At 71.4% G+C, this 13,909-nt stretch carries 14 protein-coding genes, 1 tRNA gene and 1 riboswitch; of the genes, 4 read left to right on the top strand and 11 right to left on the bottom strand.

Annotated elements, in window-relative coordinates; translation table 11 throughout:
• Positions 1-34: 34 nt before the first annotated feature.
• The 7 genes from ACFYZB_RS11115 to ACFYZB_RS11085 all read right to left on the bottom strand — a co-directional run bounded on the left by ACFYZB_RS11115 (position 35) and on the right by ACFYZB_RS11085 (position 4,807).
• Positions 35-145, bottom strand: a complete 111-nt coding sequence (locus ACFYZB_RS11115; protein ID WP_388756943.1) for a putative leader peptide — start codon at positions 143-145, stop codon at positions 35-37.
• A gap of 154 nt (positions 146-299) precedes the next feature.
• Entirely contained in the window at positions 300-1,322 is a 1,023-nt protein-coding gene (locus tag ACFYZB_RS11110) for an ABC transporter substrate-binding protein (RefSeq protein ID WP_388756941.1), read from the bottom strand.
• A 65-nt stretch (positions 1,323-1,387) separates the two neighbouring features.
• Complete coding sequence (locus tag ACFYZB_RS11105) at positions 1,388-2,179, bottom strand: amino acid ABC transporter ATP-binding protein (RefSeq protein ID WP_388756938.1); 792 nt, start codon at positions 2,177-2,179, stop codon at positions 1,388-1,390.
• Positions 2,176-3,156 carry an amino acid ABC transporter permease gene (locus ACFYZB_RS11100; protein WP_388756935.1) on the bottom strand — a complete coding sequence of 327 codons (981 nt, stop codon included), beginning with the start codon at positions 3,154-3,156 and terminating at the stop codon, positions 2,176-2,178. Before ACFYZB_RS11100 ends, ACFYZB_RS11105 begins: the two co-directional genes overlap by 4 nt.
• A gap of 191 nt (positions 3,157-3,347) precedes the next feature.
• Positions 3,348-3,497 carry a hypothetical protein gene (locus tag ACFYZB_RS11095; protein WP_388756932.1) on the bottom strand — a complete coding sequence of 50 codons (150 nt, stop codon included), beginning with the start codon at positions 3,495-3,497 and terminating at the stop codon, positions 3,348-3,350.
• A 33-nt stretch (positions 3,498-3,530) separates the two neighbouring features.
• Positions 3,531-3,642, bottom strand: a riboswitch (SAM riboswitch).
• Positions 3,643-3,720: 78 nt separating this feature from the next.
• Positions 3,721-4,608: a glutathione S-transferase C-terminal domain-containing protein gene (locus ACFYZB_RS11090; protein WP_351215401.1), complete on the bottom strand. Its 888-nt coding sequence runs from the start codon at positions 4,606-4,608 to the stop codon at positions 3,721-3,723.
• Positions 4,609-4,684: 76 nt separating this feature from the next.
• Positions 4,685-4,807, bottom strand: coding sequence for a putative leader peptide (locus tag ACFYZB_RS11085; RefSeq protein WP_351215403.1), 123 nt, complete (start codon positions 4,805-4,807; stop codon positions 4,685-4,687).
• Between the two features lie 289 nt (positions 4,808-5,096).
• Here ACFYZB_RS11085 and ACFYZB_RS11080 point away from each other — a divergent pair, with 289 nt between their 5' ends.
• Complete coding sequence (locus ACFYZB_RS11080; protein WP_388756928.1) at positions 5,097-6,521, top strand: amino acid permease; 1,425 nt, start codon at positions 5,097-5,099, stop codon at positions 6,519-6,521.
• A gap of 286 nt (positions 6,522-6,807) precedes the next feature.
• Here the strand turns inward: ACFYZB_RS11080 and ACFYZB_RS11075 are convergent, their stop codons facing one another.
• Both ACFYZB_RS11075 and ACFYZB_RS11070 read right to left on the bottom strand, forming a co-directional pair.
• Complete coding sequence (locus ACFYZB_RS11075; RefSeq protein ID WP_388756925.1) at positions 6,808-7,497, bottom strand: response regulator; 690 nt, start codon at positions 7,495-7,497, stop codon at positions 6,808-6,810.
• Complete coding sequence (locus ACFYZB_RS11070) at positions 7,494-9,161, bottom strand: ATP-binding protein (RefSeq protein ID WP_388756923.1); 1,668 nt, start codon at positions 9,159-9,161, stop codon at positions 7,494-7,496. Before ACFYZB_RS11070 ends, ACFYZB_RS11075 begins: the two co-directional genes overlap by 4 nt.
• 334 nt (positions 9,162-9,495) lie before the next feature.
• Here ACFYZB_RS11070 and ACFYZB_RS11065 point away from each other — a divergent pair, with 334 nt between their 5' ends.
• From ACFYZB_RS11065 to ACFYZB_RS11055, 3 genes are read left to right on the top strand one after another with little or no spacing between them, the layout of a single operon-like run.
• The gene (locus ACFYZB_RS11065) at positions 9,496-10,260 is read left to right on the top strand and encodes an ABC transporter ATP-binding protein (protein ID WP_388757431.1); all 765 of its coding nucleotides are present in this window, start codon (positions 9,496-9,498) and stop codon (positions 10,258-10,260) included.
• Positions 10,257-11,135: an ABC transporter permease gene (locus ACFYZB_RS11060; protein ID WP_388756921.1), complete on the top strand. Its 879-nt coding sequence runs from the start codon at positions 10,257-10,259 to the stop codon at positions 11,133-11,135. The genes ACFYZB_RS11065 and ACFYZB_RS11060 overlap by 4 nt, the downstream gene beginning before the upstream one ends.
• 46 nt (positions 11,136-11,181) lie before the next feature.
• Positions 11,182-12,261, top strand: coding sequence for an ABC transporter substrate-binding protein (locus ACFYZB_RS11055; RefSeq protein ID WP_388756919.1), 1,080 nt, complete (start codon positions 11,182-11,184; stop codon positions 12,259-12,261).
• A gap of 76 nt (positions 12,262-12,337) precedes the next feature.
• Here ACFYZB_RS11055 and ACFYZB_RS11050 read toward each other — a convergent pair.
• Both ACFYZB_RS11050 and ACFYZB_RS11045 read right to left on the bottom strand, forming a co-directional pair.
• A tRNA-Pro gene (locus tag ACFYZB_RS11050) sits at positions 12,338-12,411 on the bottom strand.
• A gap of 45 nt (positions 12,412-12,456) precedes the next feature.
• Entirely contained in the window at positions 12,457-13,881 is a 1,425-nt protein-coding gene (locus ACFYZB_RS11045; RefSeq protein ID WP_388756915.1) for an MFS transporter, read from the bottom strand.
• Positions 13,882-13,909 lie beyond the last annotated feature (28 nt).

Genomic DNA, 13,909 nt, shown 5'->3' with positions numbered 1-13,909 from the left:
GGAGGAGACCCTGGCCCTGCGGCCGGGGGAAAGGTCAGTGGCGACAGAGCGCGGCGGACACGCGCTGGAGATCTATGTGCGGCCGGGATATCAGCCGGACGGAGCGGTACGGGCACGGGGCGTACGGCGGGAGTACACGTGTCACGGCCGTCACCTCCGTCCGTCGGCCGCGGCGGGCCTCCTGGCCCGTCCAGCGGATCTCGTCATGACGCACAACGCGCGGGCGGCCGCGGTTGTTCCCGCGCCGCGCACCGCCTCGCGCGCGTCCGCACCACCTGCACGATGCGGGAGCGTTCCTCTCAGGAGTTGCTCAGCGGCAGGCCGGGCGGGTTGACCTCGGACGTGGCGACGGCCTCGTCGGAGAGGTTGTAGGCGGCGAGCCACTTGGCGTACTGCCCGTTCTCGATGAGGTGGTTGATGGCGTCCGCGATCGGCTTGGCCAGCCCGCTGTCCTTCTTGGTGGTGGCCGCGATCAGTCCCTGGAGGCTTGCACCGGCGCCGGAGAAGGTGCCCGCGCTGCGGGTCGGGTCGGGCGACTTGGCGGTCTGGGTGACGTGGTAGGCGACCCCGGGGTTGGCCGCGAAGTAGGCGTCGATCCTGCCGCCGGTCAGCGCCAGATAGGTGGCGTTCTTGCTCTGGTAGTGCTTGACGGTGAGGTTCTTGCCCTCCTTCTTCAGCTTCGCCTGCCACTCCAGGAGGATCTTCTCCTGGTTGGTGCCGTTGTCGACGGCGACCGTCCGGCCCGCGAGGTTCTCGTAGTTCCCGTTGAACTCCCAGGTGCTCTTCTTCAGCACCTCGAAGCCCACGTTGTCCTTGCGGTAGGAGGCGAAGTCGTACTTCTTCTTGCGTTCCTCGGTGTCGGTGATGTTGGCGAAGCCGACGTCGGCCTTGCCGCTGTCGATGCCGACGAACATGTTCTCCCAGGTGTAGTTGGAGATCTGGGGCTTCAGCCCGAGGACCGCGGCGACCAGGCGGCCGAAGTCCGGTTCGGCTCCGGTGAGGGTCTTCTGGTCGGAACCGATGTACGCCAGCGGCGGAAAACCGTCGGGGAGGGCACCGACGGCGATCTTCAGGCTGCCGTTCCTGCGTACGGCGGCGGGCAGTTCGGCGCTGATGGACTTGACCTCGGAGACCTTCAACCCGGTCTGCCGGGCGGCGCCGTTGGACACCCTGCCCACGGTGACCGTGCCGGCCGTGTCGGTCGTGGTGGTGGCGGCGTCGCTGTTGCCACCGCAGGCGGCGAGCCCGGTGGCGAGGGTGGCGGCGGCGGTCGCCGCGGTGATGCCGCGTATCAGGCTGCGTCGGGAGAGCTGGGTGGGCATGGCTGTCCTTGTCGTTCGGGAACTGCGGGGGTCAGGGGGATACGGGATACCGGGGCCACGGGTGCTCAGAGGACCTTGGCGAGGAACTCCCGGGTCCGTTCGTGCCGGGGCCTGTCCAGCACCTCGTCCGGCGAGCCCTGTTCGACGATCCGGCCGCCGTCGAGGAAGACGACCCGGTCGGCGACCTCGCGGGCGAAGCCGATCTCGTGGGTGACGATGACCAGGGTGGTGCCGCTGGTGGCCAGGTCCTTGATGACGGAGAGCACCTCGCCGACCAGTTCGGGGTCGAGGGCGGAGGTCGGCTCGTCGAAGAGGATGATTCCGGGCCGCAGCGCGAGGGCACGGGCGATGGCGACGCGCTGCTGCTGCCCGCCGGAGAGCTGGCGCGGGTAGGCGCCGGTACGGTCGCCGAGGCCGACCCGGGTGAGCAGTTCGCGGGCGAGCTCCCGGGCCTCGGGCCTGGCGAGCCGGCCGGTGGCGACGGGCGCGGCGGCCACGTTGTCGAGGACGGTCAGGTGCGGGAAGAGGTTGAAGTTCTGGAAGACGAAGCCGATCCGGCTGCGCTGGGCCAGGATGGCGCGCTCGCTCAGCTCCCTGAGCCGGCCGCCGCTGCCGCGTTTGACGCCGATCAGCTCGCCGCCGACGCTGACATGGCCGACCTCGGGTTTCTCCAGGTGGTTGATGACCCGCAGCAGCGTGGACTTGCCGGAGCCGGAGGGGCCGATGACGACGGTGACCTCGCCGGGGCGCACGGTCAGGTCGATGCCGTCGAGGACGCGATGGGTGCCGTACCACTTGTGGACGTCGTGGACCTCCAGCGCGGCCGGGGTGGTCTCCAGGGTGTCGGTGGCGGTCATACGGCGGCCTCCCTGCGCAGCCGGGCCCGGAAGTCGGCGAGGCCCGCGCGCGCCTTCTGCAGCGGGGTCGGCGGCAGGGTGCGGGTGGCGCCCCGCGCGAAGTACCGCTCGACGTAGAACTGGACGACGGACACGGCGCTGGTGAGGATCAGGTACCAGACGGTGGCGACGAGCAGCAGGGGCACGATGTCGCCGGGGTAGGTGCTGCCCATGGTCTGCACGGAGCCGAAGAGGTCGAGCAGCGAGACGTAGAACACCAGCGAGGTGCTCTTGATCAGGCCGATGAGCTGGTTGACGTAGTTCGGTGTGATGGACCTGAGGGCCTGCGGGAAGACGATCCGGGTGAACTGGTAGCCCCTGGGCAGGCCGAGTGCGGCCGCCGCCTCGTGCTGGCCCTGGTCGACGGAGAGGATGCCGCCGCGGACGACCTCCGCCGCGTACGCCGCCTCGTTGAGGCTGAGCCCGACCACGGCGACCGTCATGTCGGTGGCGAGCCTCGACTCGTCGAAGGTGACGAAGGCGGGGCCGAAGGGGATGCCGAGGCTCACCGTCTTGTACAGGGCCGAGAAGTTGTAGAGGAAGATCAGCACGACGATCAGCGGCACCGAGCGGAACAGCCAGGTGTAGGTCCAGCTCACGGCGCGCAGCACCGGGCTGCCGGACTGCCGGCCGAGGGCCAGCAGGATGCCGCCGAGGAGCCCGAACACCGCGCTGAGGGCGGCGACTTCGAGGGTGACGAGGAGCCCGTCGAGGACGGTGGGGCGCAGGAACCAGTAGCGGAAGCGGTCCCACTGGTAGAAGGGGTTCGTGGCCAGTCCGTGCAGGATCTGGGCGACGATCACGAGGACGGCGGCGGTGGCGATCCACCGGCCGGGCCGACGCAGCGGCTGAACACGCTGGGCTTTCAGGGGTTTTGACGAAGTGTCGGCTGGCGGCGCCTCGGCGAGGGAGACGGCAGCGCCTGGGGGTTCACTCATGGCGGGCTCCGGCTTGGGTCGGACACCCCGGGTCGTGGCGCACGGGTGCGGGCCGCTACGGCACTGCGGCGCGAGGCGGCGCTCGGCGGCACGTGGGAACCGGGGGCTGGGCGGGCGACGGCACACCTCGGGGGCGGGGTGCGTCGGGAAGGCGAGGGGGAAAAATCAGGAAGGGGGGCTGGGAGGAGACGTCAGCCCTGACAGCGGGCACGGCCCGGTGCGGTACACAGTGCGCTGTTGACGCGGAGCAGATCGACGGCGCGGTCGGCGACGAGGAGCCCGGCGTACGACCGTACGCAGCCCTGGGGGCGGCTCACGGCCGTCCTGGGAGCTGCGTACATGGCGTCACCTGTCACTGTTCCGGCCCCGCGGGGCCCTCGCGCTTACCGAAAACGTCATTCCGGTCCGGTCGTCACCTGGGGCACCCCACCGCGGTGCGAGGGTTGCCGGTCAGCGAGCCAGGGCTTGGCGCTGACGCTCATGACCGTTCTGAGCCGCAAGTAAGGCAGTTGTCCGTTCGAATGTCAACGACCGTCCGCCTGCTGGACGTCATCCGTCCCGCTCTCACCTGCGGGAAGCGTCCCCGGCATCCGCGGCGTGGCCCACCCAGTCCAGGATCTGGACGGCGGCTCCGGCGGCCTCCAGGCCCCTGCAACGGCCGTGGTGGCGGCGGGAGATGCCGTCGAGGTCGAGGTGGCGGCCGAAGGCGGGACGGGCGGCCAGACGGGCGGCGTAGGCCCACAGGGCACGGTGTCCGGCGATGCGGTGGACGGCGGAGGCGTCGAGGTGGCAGCGGTGGACGGTGTCCAACTGCACCAGGGCGACCCACAGTTCGACGTCGGCGGCGGTGAGCCGCCCGTCGACCAGGTACTCCTCTCCCGTCAGCCGGCTCTCCAGCCTGCCCAGGGTGTCGAGGAGCGCGTCGAGGGCGGCGGCCTGCCCGGCGGGGTCGGTGCCGGCCTGCCCGGCGCGCTGCGCGGCCTCCTCGATCCCCTCGGCGCACATCCGCTCGACGGCCTCGATGACGGACTCCTGACCGCACGGATACAGGGCGGGACCGCCCCCGCGCGGGAAACGGTCGAGGTCACGCAGGATGTCGCGGGCGCGGGTGCTGACGATCCGTCCGGACCAGTCGTCGCTGAGCACGGGCGCGAGGGCCGGGCCGGTGTAGTGGTGGGCGCTCGCCTCGTACAGCGGGCGCAGCGCGGAGTGGCCGCCGCCGGGACAGTCCGGTACGGCGGGCAGGACCGTGACCGGACAACCGCCGTCCAGGCCGAGGAGGCTGTGCCCTACGGCGAGGCGGAGTCCGTCGGGGTCGGCGGTCGACAGATGGAGCCGGTAGCGGTGCGGCACGGCGTAGTGGCCGCTGCGCGCGTCCCGGCCGATCCGGCCCCGGAAGACGGGGGCGGCGCGATGGACGGACGGAACGGCGGCGAGCGGAGTGATGGACATGCGTCTCCCCGGGTGATGGACGTACGGACGTGCGCGACGACGAACGGCGCCGGCCGGTGGCGCGCGGAGCCCCGGCTCAGCGGCAGAGGCTGATCGCGCTGCAGACGCGCAGCAGATCGATGTGCCGGCGGGAGGTGAGCAGGGGCGCGCGCAGCGGCGTACGGCCCGCGAGGCCGGTGCCGGTTTCGAGGCGCGTCATCATTCCCTACCTGTTCACTAGGATTCCCATCCAGGAGTGTCGATCCGGCATCCGGCAACGTCAAGAGGGCGTCCACGCCTGGGACGGGGATGCCGCCCCCGGGAACCGCCCCACGTCCGGGCCGCGGGATATTTCACTGCGCAAGGGTCACTCAAGCTCACTTTTTCCGTGATCGGCGGGGCCGGACCCCACAAGAAACGGCGATTTTGCGGCGGATGGGCACTTCCCCGACCATGGGCTCCGTCCCGGCGATCCTGGGACATCTGTTCGATGAGAGGTACATCCCCCCATGCACGTCACCGGAACCGTCCCCCCGCCGGCTCCGGCCCCCACCGAGGCCCACGAGGTCCCCGCAGAGGGCACGCACAGCACCGCCGGCAAGCACGCCCGCCGCTTCGGCCTGCCGGTCGCGACCGCGCTGGTCATGGGCAACATCATCGGCGGCGGCATCTTCCTGCTCCCCGCCTCCATCGCGCCGTACGGCTGGGTCAGCCTGATCGCCTTCGCCGTGCTGACCGTGGGGGCCGTCGCGCTCGCGCTGGTCTTCGGCCGGCTCGCCGCGCGCGACCCCCGTACCGGCGGCCCCTACGTCTACACCCGCGAGGCCTTCGGTGACTTCGCCGGGTTCCTCGCCGCCTGGGCGTACTGGATCACCACCTGGGTGTCGAACGCGGCGCTCGCGGTCGCCGCCGTCGGCTACCTGGACGTGCTGATCCCGGTCGACGACCACAAGTGGACCGCCTGTCTGGCCGCCCTCGCCCTGCAGTGGCTGCCGGCCCTCGCCAACTTCGCCGGCACCAGGTACGTCGGCGCGGTCCAACTGGTGTCGACCGTGCTGAAGTTCGTGCCGCTGCTGCTCGTCGCGGTCGGCGGCCTGTTCTTCTTCGACCCGTCCCGGCTCGGCCCGTTCAACTCGAGCGGGCACAGCGCCGTCGGTGCCGTCTCCGCCTCCGCCGCCCTGCTGCTCTTCTCCTACCTCGGGGTGGAGTCCGCCGCCGTGAGCGCCGGCGAGGTCAGGAACGCCCGCCGCAACGTGGGGCGCGCCACCGTGATCGGCACCGCGGGCGCCGCGCTGGTCTACCTGCTGGGCACGCTGTCCGTCTTCGGCACGGTCGCGCACAAGCGGCTGGTGGCCTCCACGGCCCCCTTCTCCGACGCCGTGAACACGATGTTCGGCGGCAGCTGGGGCGGTACGGCGGTGGCGCTGGCGGCGCTGGTGTCGATGACCGGCTGCCTCAACGGCTGGACGCTGCTGAGCGCGCAGACCCCGTACGCCGCGGCCAGGGACGGCTTGTTCCCGGCCGCCTTCGCCCGTCGCCGCCGGGGCGTGCCGACGGTGGGCGTCGGCGTCACCGTCGTGCTCTCCTCCCTGCTCACGGCGTACAACTACCTGTCGGGCTCGGCGAAGGTCTTCGACGTCCTGGTCCTCGTCACCACGTTCACCGCGACCGTGCCGTACCTGCTGGCGACGGCGGCGCAGCTGTTCCACCTGGTCTCCGGCAGGTCGGTGGACCGCGGCCGGCTGGTGCGGGACTCGGTGATCACCGCGGTCGCGGCCGCCTTCTCCCTCTGGCTGATGGCGGGCGCCGGCTACGCGGCGGTGTACCAGGGCGTGCTGTTCCTGTTCGCCGGGGTCCTGGTCCACGCGGTGATGGCGGCGCGCCGGCAGCGCAAGCCGGCGGATACGGCCGAGGCCGGGTCCCGCACCCGGTGAACGGCCGGTCGCTCGCCGGTCCCCCGGTGCATGGCCGATCGTTCACGGCCGCCGGCAGACGGCACGCCGCTCGCGGTGGCCCGGCGGGCCGATTCCCCGCGGCGGACGTACGAGCGTGGCCCCGCTGCCGGGGCGGGACCGTGATGACGACCGCAGGTCCGCAGCCGTCGGCTTCGGCGCGCGGTGCGCACCGCGGCCGGCGGGTGGGGCCAAGCGGACAAGGGCGTGGCGGTCGCCGGGCCGGCCCCAGGGCTGATCGAACCGACGGGACGACACGTCCGCCGGTTCAGGTGACGATGCGGTAGCGGTGCTCCGGCCGCCCGGTCGCGCCGTAGCGGAGTTCCAGGCGGACCATGCCCTCCTTGACCAGGTAGGACAGATAACGCTGGGCCGTGGCGCGGGAGACGCCGGTGAGTTCGGCCGCCTCGGCCGCCGACACCGGGCCGTCGGCCGAGCGCAGCGCCTGGTGCACCAGGGTCAGGGTGGGCGCCGAGTGGCCCTTGGCCGGCACCCGCGGCACGGCGGGCGGCCGGGCCGCGCTGAACAGGGCGTCCACATCGGCCTGGTCGGTCTCGGCGGCCGGGCCGAGCACCTCCACCCGGTGCTGGAGCTCCTGGTAGGCGGTGAGCCGCTCGCACAGGTCGGGCGAGCCGAACGGCTTGACCAGGTAGCCCACGGCGCCGAGTTTCATGGCGCTGCGCACCGACTCGATGTCCCGGTCCGCCGTGATCATCAGGGCGTCGGGGCGGGCGCCGCCCTCGTCCCCCGTGAGCCTGCGCAGCACGTCGAGCCCGCTGCCGTCGGGCAGGAAGATGTCGAGCAGCAGCAGGTCGGGGCGCAGTGCCCGGACCGCCTCCAGCGCCTCGGCGACGGTCGCCGCCTCGCCGACCACGTGGAAGCCGGGGACGCGGCTCACGTACTCGCTGTGGATGTGGCTCACCCGGAAGTCGTCGTCCACGACCAGGGTCCGGATCATCGGCGCTCGCCTCCCGCCGGCACTGCTGTGGTGAACGGTGCTCCCTGCGGCGCGAGGGCCGTGCCCGGCAGCGGCAGTACGACCGTGAAGACCGCGCCGGGCCCCTCGCTGACCGTGATGGTGCCGCCGTGCCGTTGCACCAGCCGGTGCACCAGGGCCAGGCCGAGGCCGCGCCGGGCGGTGCCCCGCTCCGGCCGGGTCGACCAGCCGTCCTCGAAGATCGACTCGGCCGCCTCCGGCGGGATCCCGGGACCGGTGTCCGCGACCCGGACCCGCGTCTCGTGGGAGCTCTCGGTCAGGGTGAGCCGTACCTCGCGGCCGTCGGCCGGACGCAGTCCCTCGCCGGCCGCGTCCACCGCGTTGTCCAGCAGGTTGCCGACGATGGTCAGCAGCCGGTGCAGGTGCGGCGGATCCTGGCCGAGGGCCGAGTCGTCGGTCAGTACGATCCGTACCCCGCGTTCGCCGGCGACCGTGGTCTTGGCCACGATCAGACCGACCATGAGCGAGTTCCCGATCCGCCTGCGCACGGACTCGGTGAGCCCCTGGCCGGCGCCGGCCGCGCCGACGGCGAACTCGTAGGCGTCGTCGTACTCCCCGATGTCGAGCAGGCCGGCCAGGGTGTGCATGCGATTGGTGAACTCGTGCTGCTGGGCCCGCAGCGCGTCGGTCAGGCCCCGCACGGAGTCCAGTTCGCGCAGCAGCCCGACCATCTCGGTGCGGTCCCGCACCGTGACCACGGCGCCGAGTTCACGGCCGTGGAGGGTGACCGGCATGCGGTTGACGACGAGGCAGTGCTCGTCGGTCAGGACGCTGACGTCGCTGCCGGTGAGGGTGCCGTCCAGGGCGCGGCGCAGCCGGCCGTCGGGCAGCACCTCCTCGACGGTCCGGCCGAGCGCGGTGCCGAGGCCGAGCAGCCGGCGCGCCTCGTCGTTCACGACGGTGATCCGGCCGTCGGGGTCGAAGGCGACCACGCCCTCGCGGATGCCGTGCAGCATCGCCTCGCGGTCCTGCAGCAGTCCGGCGATCTCCTCCAGTTCCAGCCCGAACGTGGTCCGCTTCAGCCGCCTGGCCAGCGCATACGCGGCCGCGGCACCGAGCGCTGTGGCGATCGCGGCGTACAGGCCGAAGGTGGGCAGCTCGCGCCACAGCTCGCTGAGCACATGGCGTTCCGGGATGCCCACCGACACCTCGCCGACCAGCTGGTGCGTCGGCCCGTACAGCGGGGCCTTGCCGTTGGCGGAACGCCCGGTCGCGCCCTGGTCGGTGCCGACGTGCGGCCGGCCGTCCAGCGCCACGAGGGGCTCGGCCACCGGCGAGCCGACCAGCTGCGGCATGGGGTGCGAGTGGCGGACGCCGTGCAGGTCGATCACCACCACGTACGACGCCCCCGACGCCCGCCGGATCCGCTCGGCGGCGCGCTGCACCACGTCACCGCCGTCGCCCTGCGCCATGGCCCGCCGGATCTGCGGGTCCGCTGCCGCGGTCTGCGCGATGCCCACGGCCCGCTCCTCGTAGGTGCGGTCGAGCGCGGAGCGCTGTGCGAAGGCGAACAGGACGAAGCCGATGGCGCCCGTGAGCGCCAGGATGAGGAGCTGGCTCGCGAGGATCCGCGCGGAGAGTCTCCCCCTCCCGCCGCGCCCGATCCGCATACGGATGCGTGTCACAGGTGCCTCTTCGCCTCTGTCCCGCGTGGTGCCGGGCCGGCCCTGCCGCCGGACCCGTGGTGGCGTGATTGTGCCTGATGGCCGAAATCCTGCCCACCCCCGTTTCACTGAGCAGAACGAGCAGAACCCCGGTTAACGCGGCTTTCGCGAGATACCTGGGAAACAGCGACGTAACACGGGGTGACCTCTAGCGTCTGCCTTCCTCGACCCCACGAGGTGTGGAAGGAGACGGCCTCACATGGCTTCGCGAAACGATGTCGCGACGAGCCCGATCGCCGGTGCAGCAGAGCGCGAGGACGCGCGCATCGAGATCTCCGGGCTCACCAAGCGATTCATGACCCCTGCCGGTGAGGTGTTCACGGCGCTGCAAGACGTGTCGTTCACCGTGGAACCGGGTCAGTTCTGTGCGGTGGTCGGCCCCACCGGTTGCGGCAAGTCGACCACCCTGAGCATGGTGTCCGGGCTCGACCGGCCCAGCGAGGGCTCGGTCAGGGTCGGCGGCCGCGAGGTGGACGGCGTCACCGACGGCGTCAGCTTCATGTTCCAGGCGGACGCGCTGCTGCCCTGGAAGACCGTCCTCGGCAACGTGCTGATGGGTCCCGTCTTCCGTGGGGTGCCCAAGCAGCAGGCGCAGGCCTCGGCGCGCGACTGGCTGCGCCGGGTGGGCCTCGCCGGCTTCGAGGACCGCTACCCGCACCAGCTCTCCGGCGGCATGCGCAAGCGCGTGGCGATGGCCGCTGCGCTGATCAACGAACCCAAGATCCTGATCATGGACGAGCCGTTCGGCGCCCTGGACGTGCAGACCAAGGCGATCATGTCGACCGAACTGCTGGACCTGTGGGAGCAGATCCGTCCGTCGGTCATCTTCATCACGCACGACCTCGACGAGGCCGTGGCGCTCGCCGACCGGGTCGTCGTCATGACGTCCAGCCCCGGATCGGTCAAGGCCGTCTTCGACATCGACCTGCCGCGGCCGCGCGGCTCGGTCCAGGAGATCCGCTACCAGCCCCGCTTCATCGAGCTCCAGCACCAGATCTGGGACACGCTGCGCGAAGAGGTGGAGCGCGCCTACGCACGCACCGCAGGAGGAAAGGCATGAGCACGACGTCCACCACATCCGCCGTCCCGGCCGCCGACGGCGGGCACGCCTCGGCCGCGGCCGCCGCCAAACGGGCCGCGCGACGGCGGGTCGCGCTGGTGTGGGCGGGCCGCCTCGGCCTCGCGGCCTTCGTGATCGGCGGCTGGCAGGCCTTCACCACCTGGGGGATCGTCGACCCGTTCTTCTTCGGACAGCCGTCCGGGATCTGGCAGCGGCTGATCGACCTCTTCCAGAACGGAACCGAGTTCGGGTCCTTCTACGCGAACATCTGGACCACCATCCAGGAGGCGCTCGTCGGCTTCGTCGTCGGCGCCGTCACCGGGGTCGTGTTCGGTGTCGCGCTCGGCCAGAGCCGCTTCCTGTCCGACGTCCTCGGCCCGTACATCAAGATGGTCAACGCCATCCCGCGCATCGTGCTCGGCTCGATCTTCATCGTCGCCTTCGGCATCGGCGTCACCCCGAAGATCCTGCTCGCCGCCGTGCTGGTGTTCTTCATCGTGTTCTTCAACGCCTTCCAGGGCGTTCGCGAGGTGGACCGCAACATCCTCGCCAACGCCCGGGTGCTCGGCGCCTCCCAGCTGCAGATCATCCGGCATGTCATCGTGCCGTCCGCGCTGACCTGGATCATCGCGAGCCTGCACAGCGCCTTCGGCTTCGCCATCGTCGGCGCGCTGGTCGGCGAGGTGCTCGGCGCGCAGAGCGGCCTCGGCCTCGTCATCAAGACCGCGCAGAACAACTTCGACCCCAACGGTGTGTTCGCCACGATGCTCGTCATCGCGGTGATCGTGCTCGGCGCGGAGTGGCTGATCGGCAAGCTCGAGCACCGGCTCCTCTCCTGGCGCCCGCCGGCCCCCTCCGAGGCCAACAGCCTCTGATCCTCCCCCTTCCCCACCGCCCCTTCCTCAGAACGAAAGAGCCGCCATGTCCAAGAGAATCCTCACCGCGTCCCTCGTCACCGTCCTCGCCCTCGGCGCGGCCACCGCGTGTTCCAGCAGCTCCTCCGGCTCGGGCGGCTCCAGCGGGACCCCGACCGTCAGGCTCATGGTCGGCGGCATCGACAAGCAGATCTACCTGCCGTACCAGCTCGCGCAGAACCTCGGCTTCTACAAGAAGTACGGCGTCAACGTCGTCCTCAGCACCGAGCAGGACGGCGGCACCGGCGCCGAGGACGCCATGGCCTCGGGGCAGGTGGACATGGCCGGCGCCTGGTACAACCACACGATCGACTTCCAGGTGAAGGGCAAGGCGGTGGAGGACGTCGTCCAGCTGTCCGGCGCCCCGGGCGAGCGGGAGATGTGCGCCACCAAGAGCGGGGTGCACTCGGCCGCGGACTTCAAGGGCAAGACGCTGGGCGTCACTGACCTGGGCTCGGGCACCGACACCCTCACCCAGTTCCTGGCCGCCAAGAAGGGCCTGAAGACCAGCGACTTCCACCGGATCGGGGTCGGCGCGGGCTCCACCGCCATCGCCGCGCTGCAGAACGGCAAGGTGGCCTGTGTCATGACGACGCAGCCGACGGTCGCCGCGATCGAGAAGAAGGGGGTCGGCTACTCGGCGGTCGACGTGGCCACCACCTCGGGCGCCCAGGCTGCGACGGGCGGCGCCTGGCCGGCGGCGGGGGTCATCGCCCGTACCGACTGGGTGAACTCGCACAAGGACGCGGTGCAGAAGGTCGTCGACGCGCTCGTGGCCACCATGCACTGGATCGACAAGCACAGCGCGGCCGACATCGCCGACAAGCTGCCGCAGTCGTTCGTGCAGAACCAGCTGGTCACCAAGGCCGACTACGTCGCGGCCCTCACTCAGGACAAGGGCCAGTTCCTCCCGGACGGCATCATGCCGGCCGGCGGTCCCAAGAACGTCCTGACCACGGAGGAGCTGGTGGGCCACGCGACCTCGAAGGTGAACCTCGGCACGACGTTCACCAATGACTTCGCCGTCGCGGCCAACAAGAAGGAGGGCTTCACCACCACGACGACCCCGGCGGGGACGTCCGGCTGAGCCTCCGTCACACCGGAATGAGCGGTGGCCGTGTCGGACTGACTCCGACACGGCCACCGACCCGCGTTTCCGCACGTCGGGACGACAGGATTTGAACCTGCGACCCCTTGACCCCCAGTCAAGTGCGCTACCAAGCTGCGCCACGTCCCGTTGCGGTCTCACCCGGGGCGTCCCGCGTGATCACGCAGGTCAACCCTACCGCACCTGAGCGGGTGCCCGTGTCGCCCCCGCGGCGGGGACCGTCGTACGACCCTGGTGGCGGGCCGGGACGAGGAGGGCGGCGCCGGCCGCGGCCAGGCAGAGGAGGGCGAGCAGGGCCCAGCCGTGGGTGTAGCCGGAGGCGTAGGGCAGGCCGGAGGGCTGGAGGCGGGCGGTGACCAGGACGCTGGTGAGCGCGGCGCCGATGGAGCCGCCGATGGTGCGGATGTTGGCGTTCATGCCGGTCGCGGCGCCGGTCTGCTCGGGCGGCACGCTGCCGACGACGAGGTTGGCCATGGAGGCGAAGGCCAGTCCGATGCCGAGGCCGAACAGCCCGGCCACCACGGCTATCTGCCACTGGGCGTCGTGCCAGAGGGTGAGGAATCCGCAGGCCAGCGCGCCCAGTGCGGCACCCGTGGTGAGGAGCGCCTTGGCGCCGACGCGGGGTTCGAGACGGCCCGAGAGGACGCCGGAGAGGAACATCGCCACCAGCATGGGGAGCATGAGGAGGCCGGAGGCGGTGACACTCGCTCCGAAGCCGTAGCCGGCCGCGGTCGGCGTCTGGACGAAGCCCGGCAGGAAGGACCAGATCGCGTACATGCCCGCGCCGAAGAGCAGGGCGGCGGCGTTGGTGGTCCACACCGCGGGCAGCCGCATCACGCGCAGGTCGATCAGCGGGCTGCGCGAGCGGGCCTCGGCCGTGAGCCACAGGGCGAACAGCACGACGGCGGCGGCGAACAGGCCGAGCACCTTCGGCGACCCCCAGCCCCACTGCCCGGCCTGGCTCAGCGGCAGCAGCAGGGCCACCAGCCACGCGGAGAGCAGCACGGCGCCGTACCAACTGACCTTCCCCTGGGCCCGCTTGGGCGACTCGGGGACGTAGGCCAGCGCGATCAGGACCGTCGCGGCGACGATCGCCACGGGGATCCAGAAGAGCCAGCGGTAGTCCAGCGCGGAGACGATCGGTCCGGCGGCCACCATGCCGACCCCGCCGCCCGCGGCGATGACGGCGGAGAGATTGCTGATGCTGCCGCTGACCTCGGCGGACGCGAACTCGTCGCGGATGATGCCGAAGGACAGCGGGAACAGGGCGCCGCCGACGCCCTGGACGACCCGGGCGACGATGAGCACGCCGATGTCCGGGGCGAGCGCGGCGACGAGACAGCCGGCGAGGACGGCGAGCAGGACGCCCACGAGCGTGCGTTTCTTGCCGGCGAGGTCGCCGACCCGGCCGAGGATCGGCGTGAAGACCGAGGCAGACAGCAGATAGGCGGTCATCACCCAGGTCGCGGTCGACTGGGAGGCGTGCAGGGCGTGCTGGACGGTCGGCAGGGCCGGCGCGATCAGCGACTGGAGCATCGAGAACACGCCCGCACCGGTCGCGAGGACCGCGAAGGTGAGGCGAGTGGACTTGCGGGGCATGGGAGAGCCTCTCCGAGAGGAGCGCTGG

The organism is Streptomyces sp. NPDC001852 (assembly GCF_042891825.1).
Lineage (GTDB): Bacteria > Actinomycetota > Actinomycetes > Streptomycetales > Streptomycetaceae > Streptomyces.
Note: the sequence above shows the minus strand (reverse complement) of the source record. Positions and strands in the feature narration are given on the sequence as shown.

Excerpts from the sequence above, each read along its gene's own strand:
- ACFYZB_RS11055 (WP_388756919.1), top strand. The coding sequence starts at position 11,182 with ATGTCCAAGAGAATCCTCACCGCGTCCCTCGTCACCGTCCTCGCCCTC.
- ACFYZB_RS11080 (WP_388756928.1), top strand. The coding sequence starts at position 5,097 with ATGCACGTCACCGGAACCGTCCCCCCGCCGGCTCCGGCCCCCACCGAG.
- ACFYZB_RS11105 (WP_388756938.1), bottom strand. The coding sequence starts at position 2,179 with ATGACCGCCACCGACACCCTGGAGACCACCCCGGCCGCGCTGGAGGTC.
- ACFYZB_RS11100 (WP_388756935.1), bottom strand. The coding sequence starts at position 3,156 with ATGAGTGAACCCCCAGGCGCTGCCGTCTCCCTCGCCGAGGCGCCGCCA.
- ACFYZB_RS11090 (WP_351215401.1), bottom strand. The coding sequence starts at position 4,608 with ATGTCCATCACTCCGCTCGCCGCCGTTCCGTCCGTCCATCGCGCCGCC.
- ACFYZB_RS11110 (WP_388756941.1), bottom strand. The coding sequence starts at position 1,322 with ATGCCCACCCAGCTCTCCCGACGCAGCCTGATACGCGGCATCACCGCG.
- ACFYZB_RS11085 (WP_351215403.1), bottom strand. The coding sequence starts at position 4,807 with ATGACGCGCCTCGAAACCGGCACCGGCCTCGCGGGCCGTACGCCGCTG.
- ACFYZB_RS11075 (WP_388756925.1), bottom strand. The coding sequence starts at position 7,497 with ATGATCCGGACCCTGGTCGTGGACGACGACTTCCGGGTGAGCCACATC.
- ACFYZB_RS11065 (WP_388757431.1), top strand. The coding sequence starts at position 9,496 with ATGACCCCTGCCGGTGAGGTGTTCACGGCGCTGCAAGACGTGTCGTTC.
- ACFYZB_RS11095 (WP_388756932.1), bottom strand. The coding sequence starts at position 3,497 with ATGTACGCAGCTCCCAGGACGGCCGTGAGCCGCCCCCAGGGCTGCGTA.
- ACFYZB_RS11045 (WP_388756915.1), bottom strand. The coding sequence starts at position 13,881 with ATGCCCCGCAAGTCCACTCGCCTCACCTTCGCGGTCCTCGCGACCGGT.
- ACFYZB_RS11060 (WP_388756921.1), top strand. The coding sequence starts at position 10,257 with ATGAGCACGACGTCCACCACATCCGCCGTCCCGGCCGCCGACGGCGGG.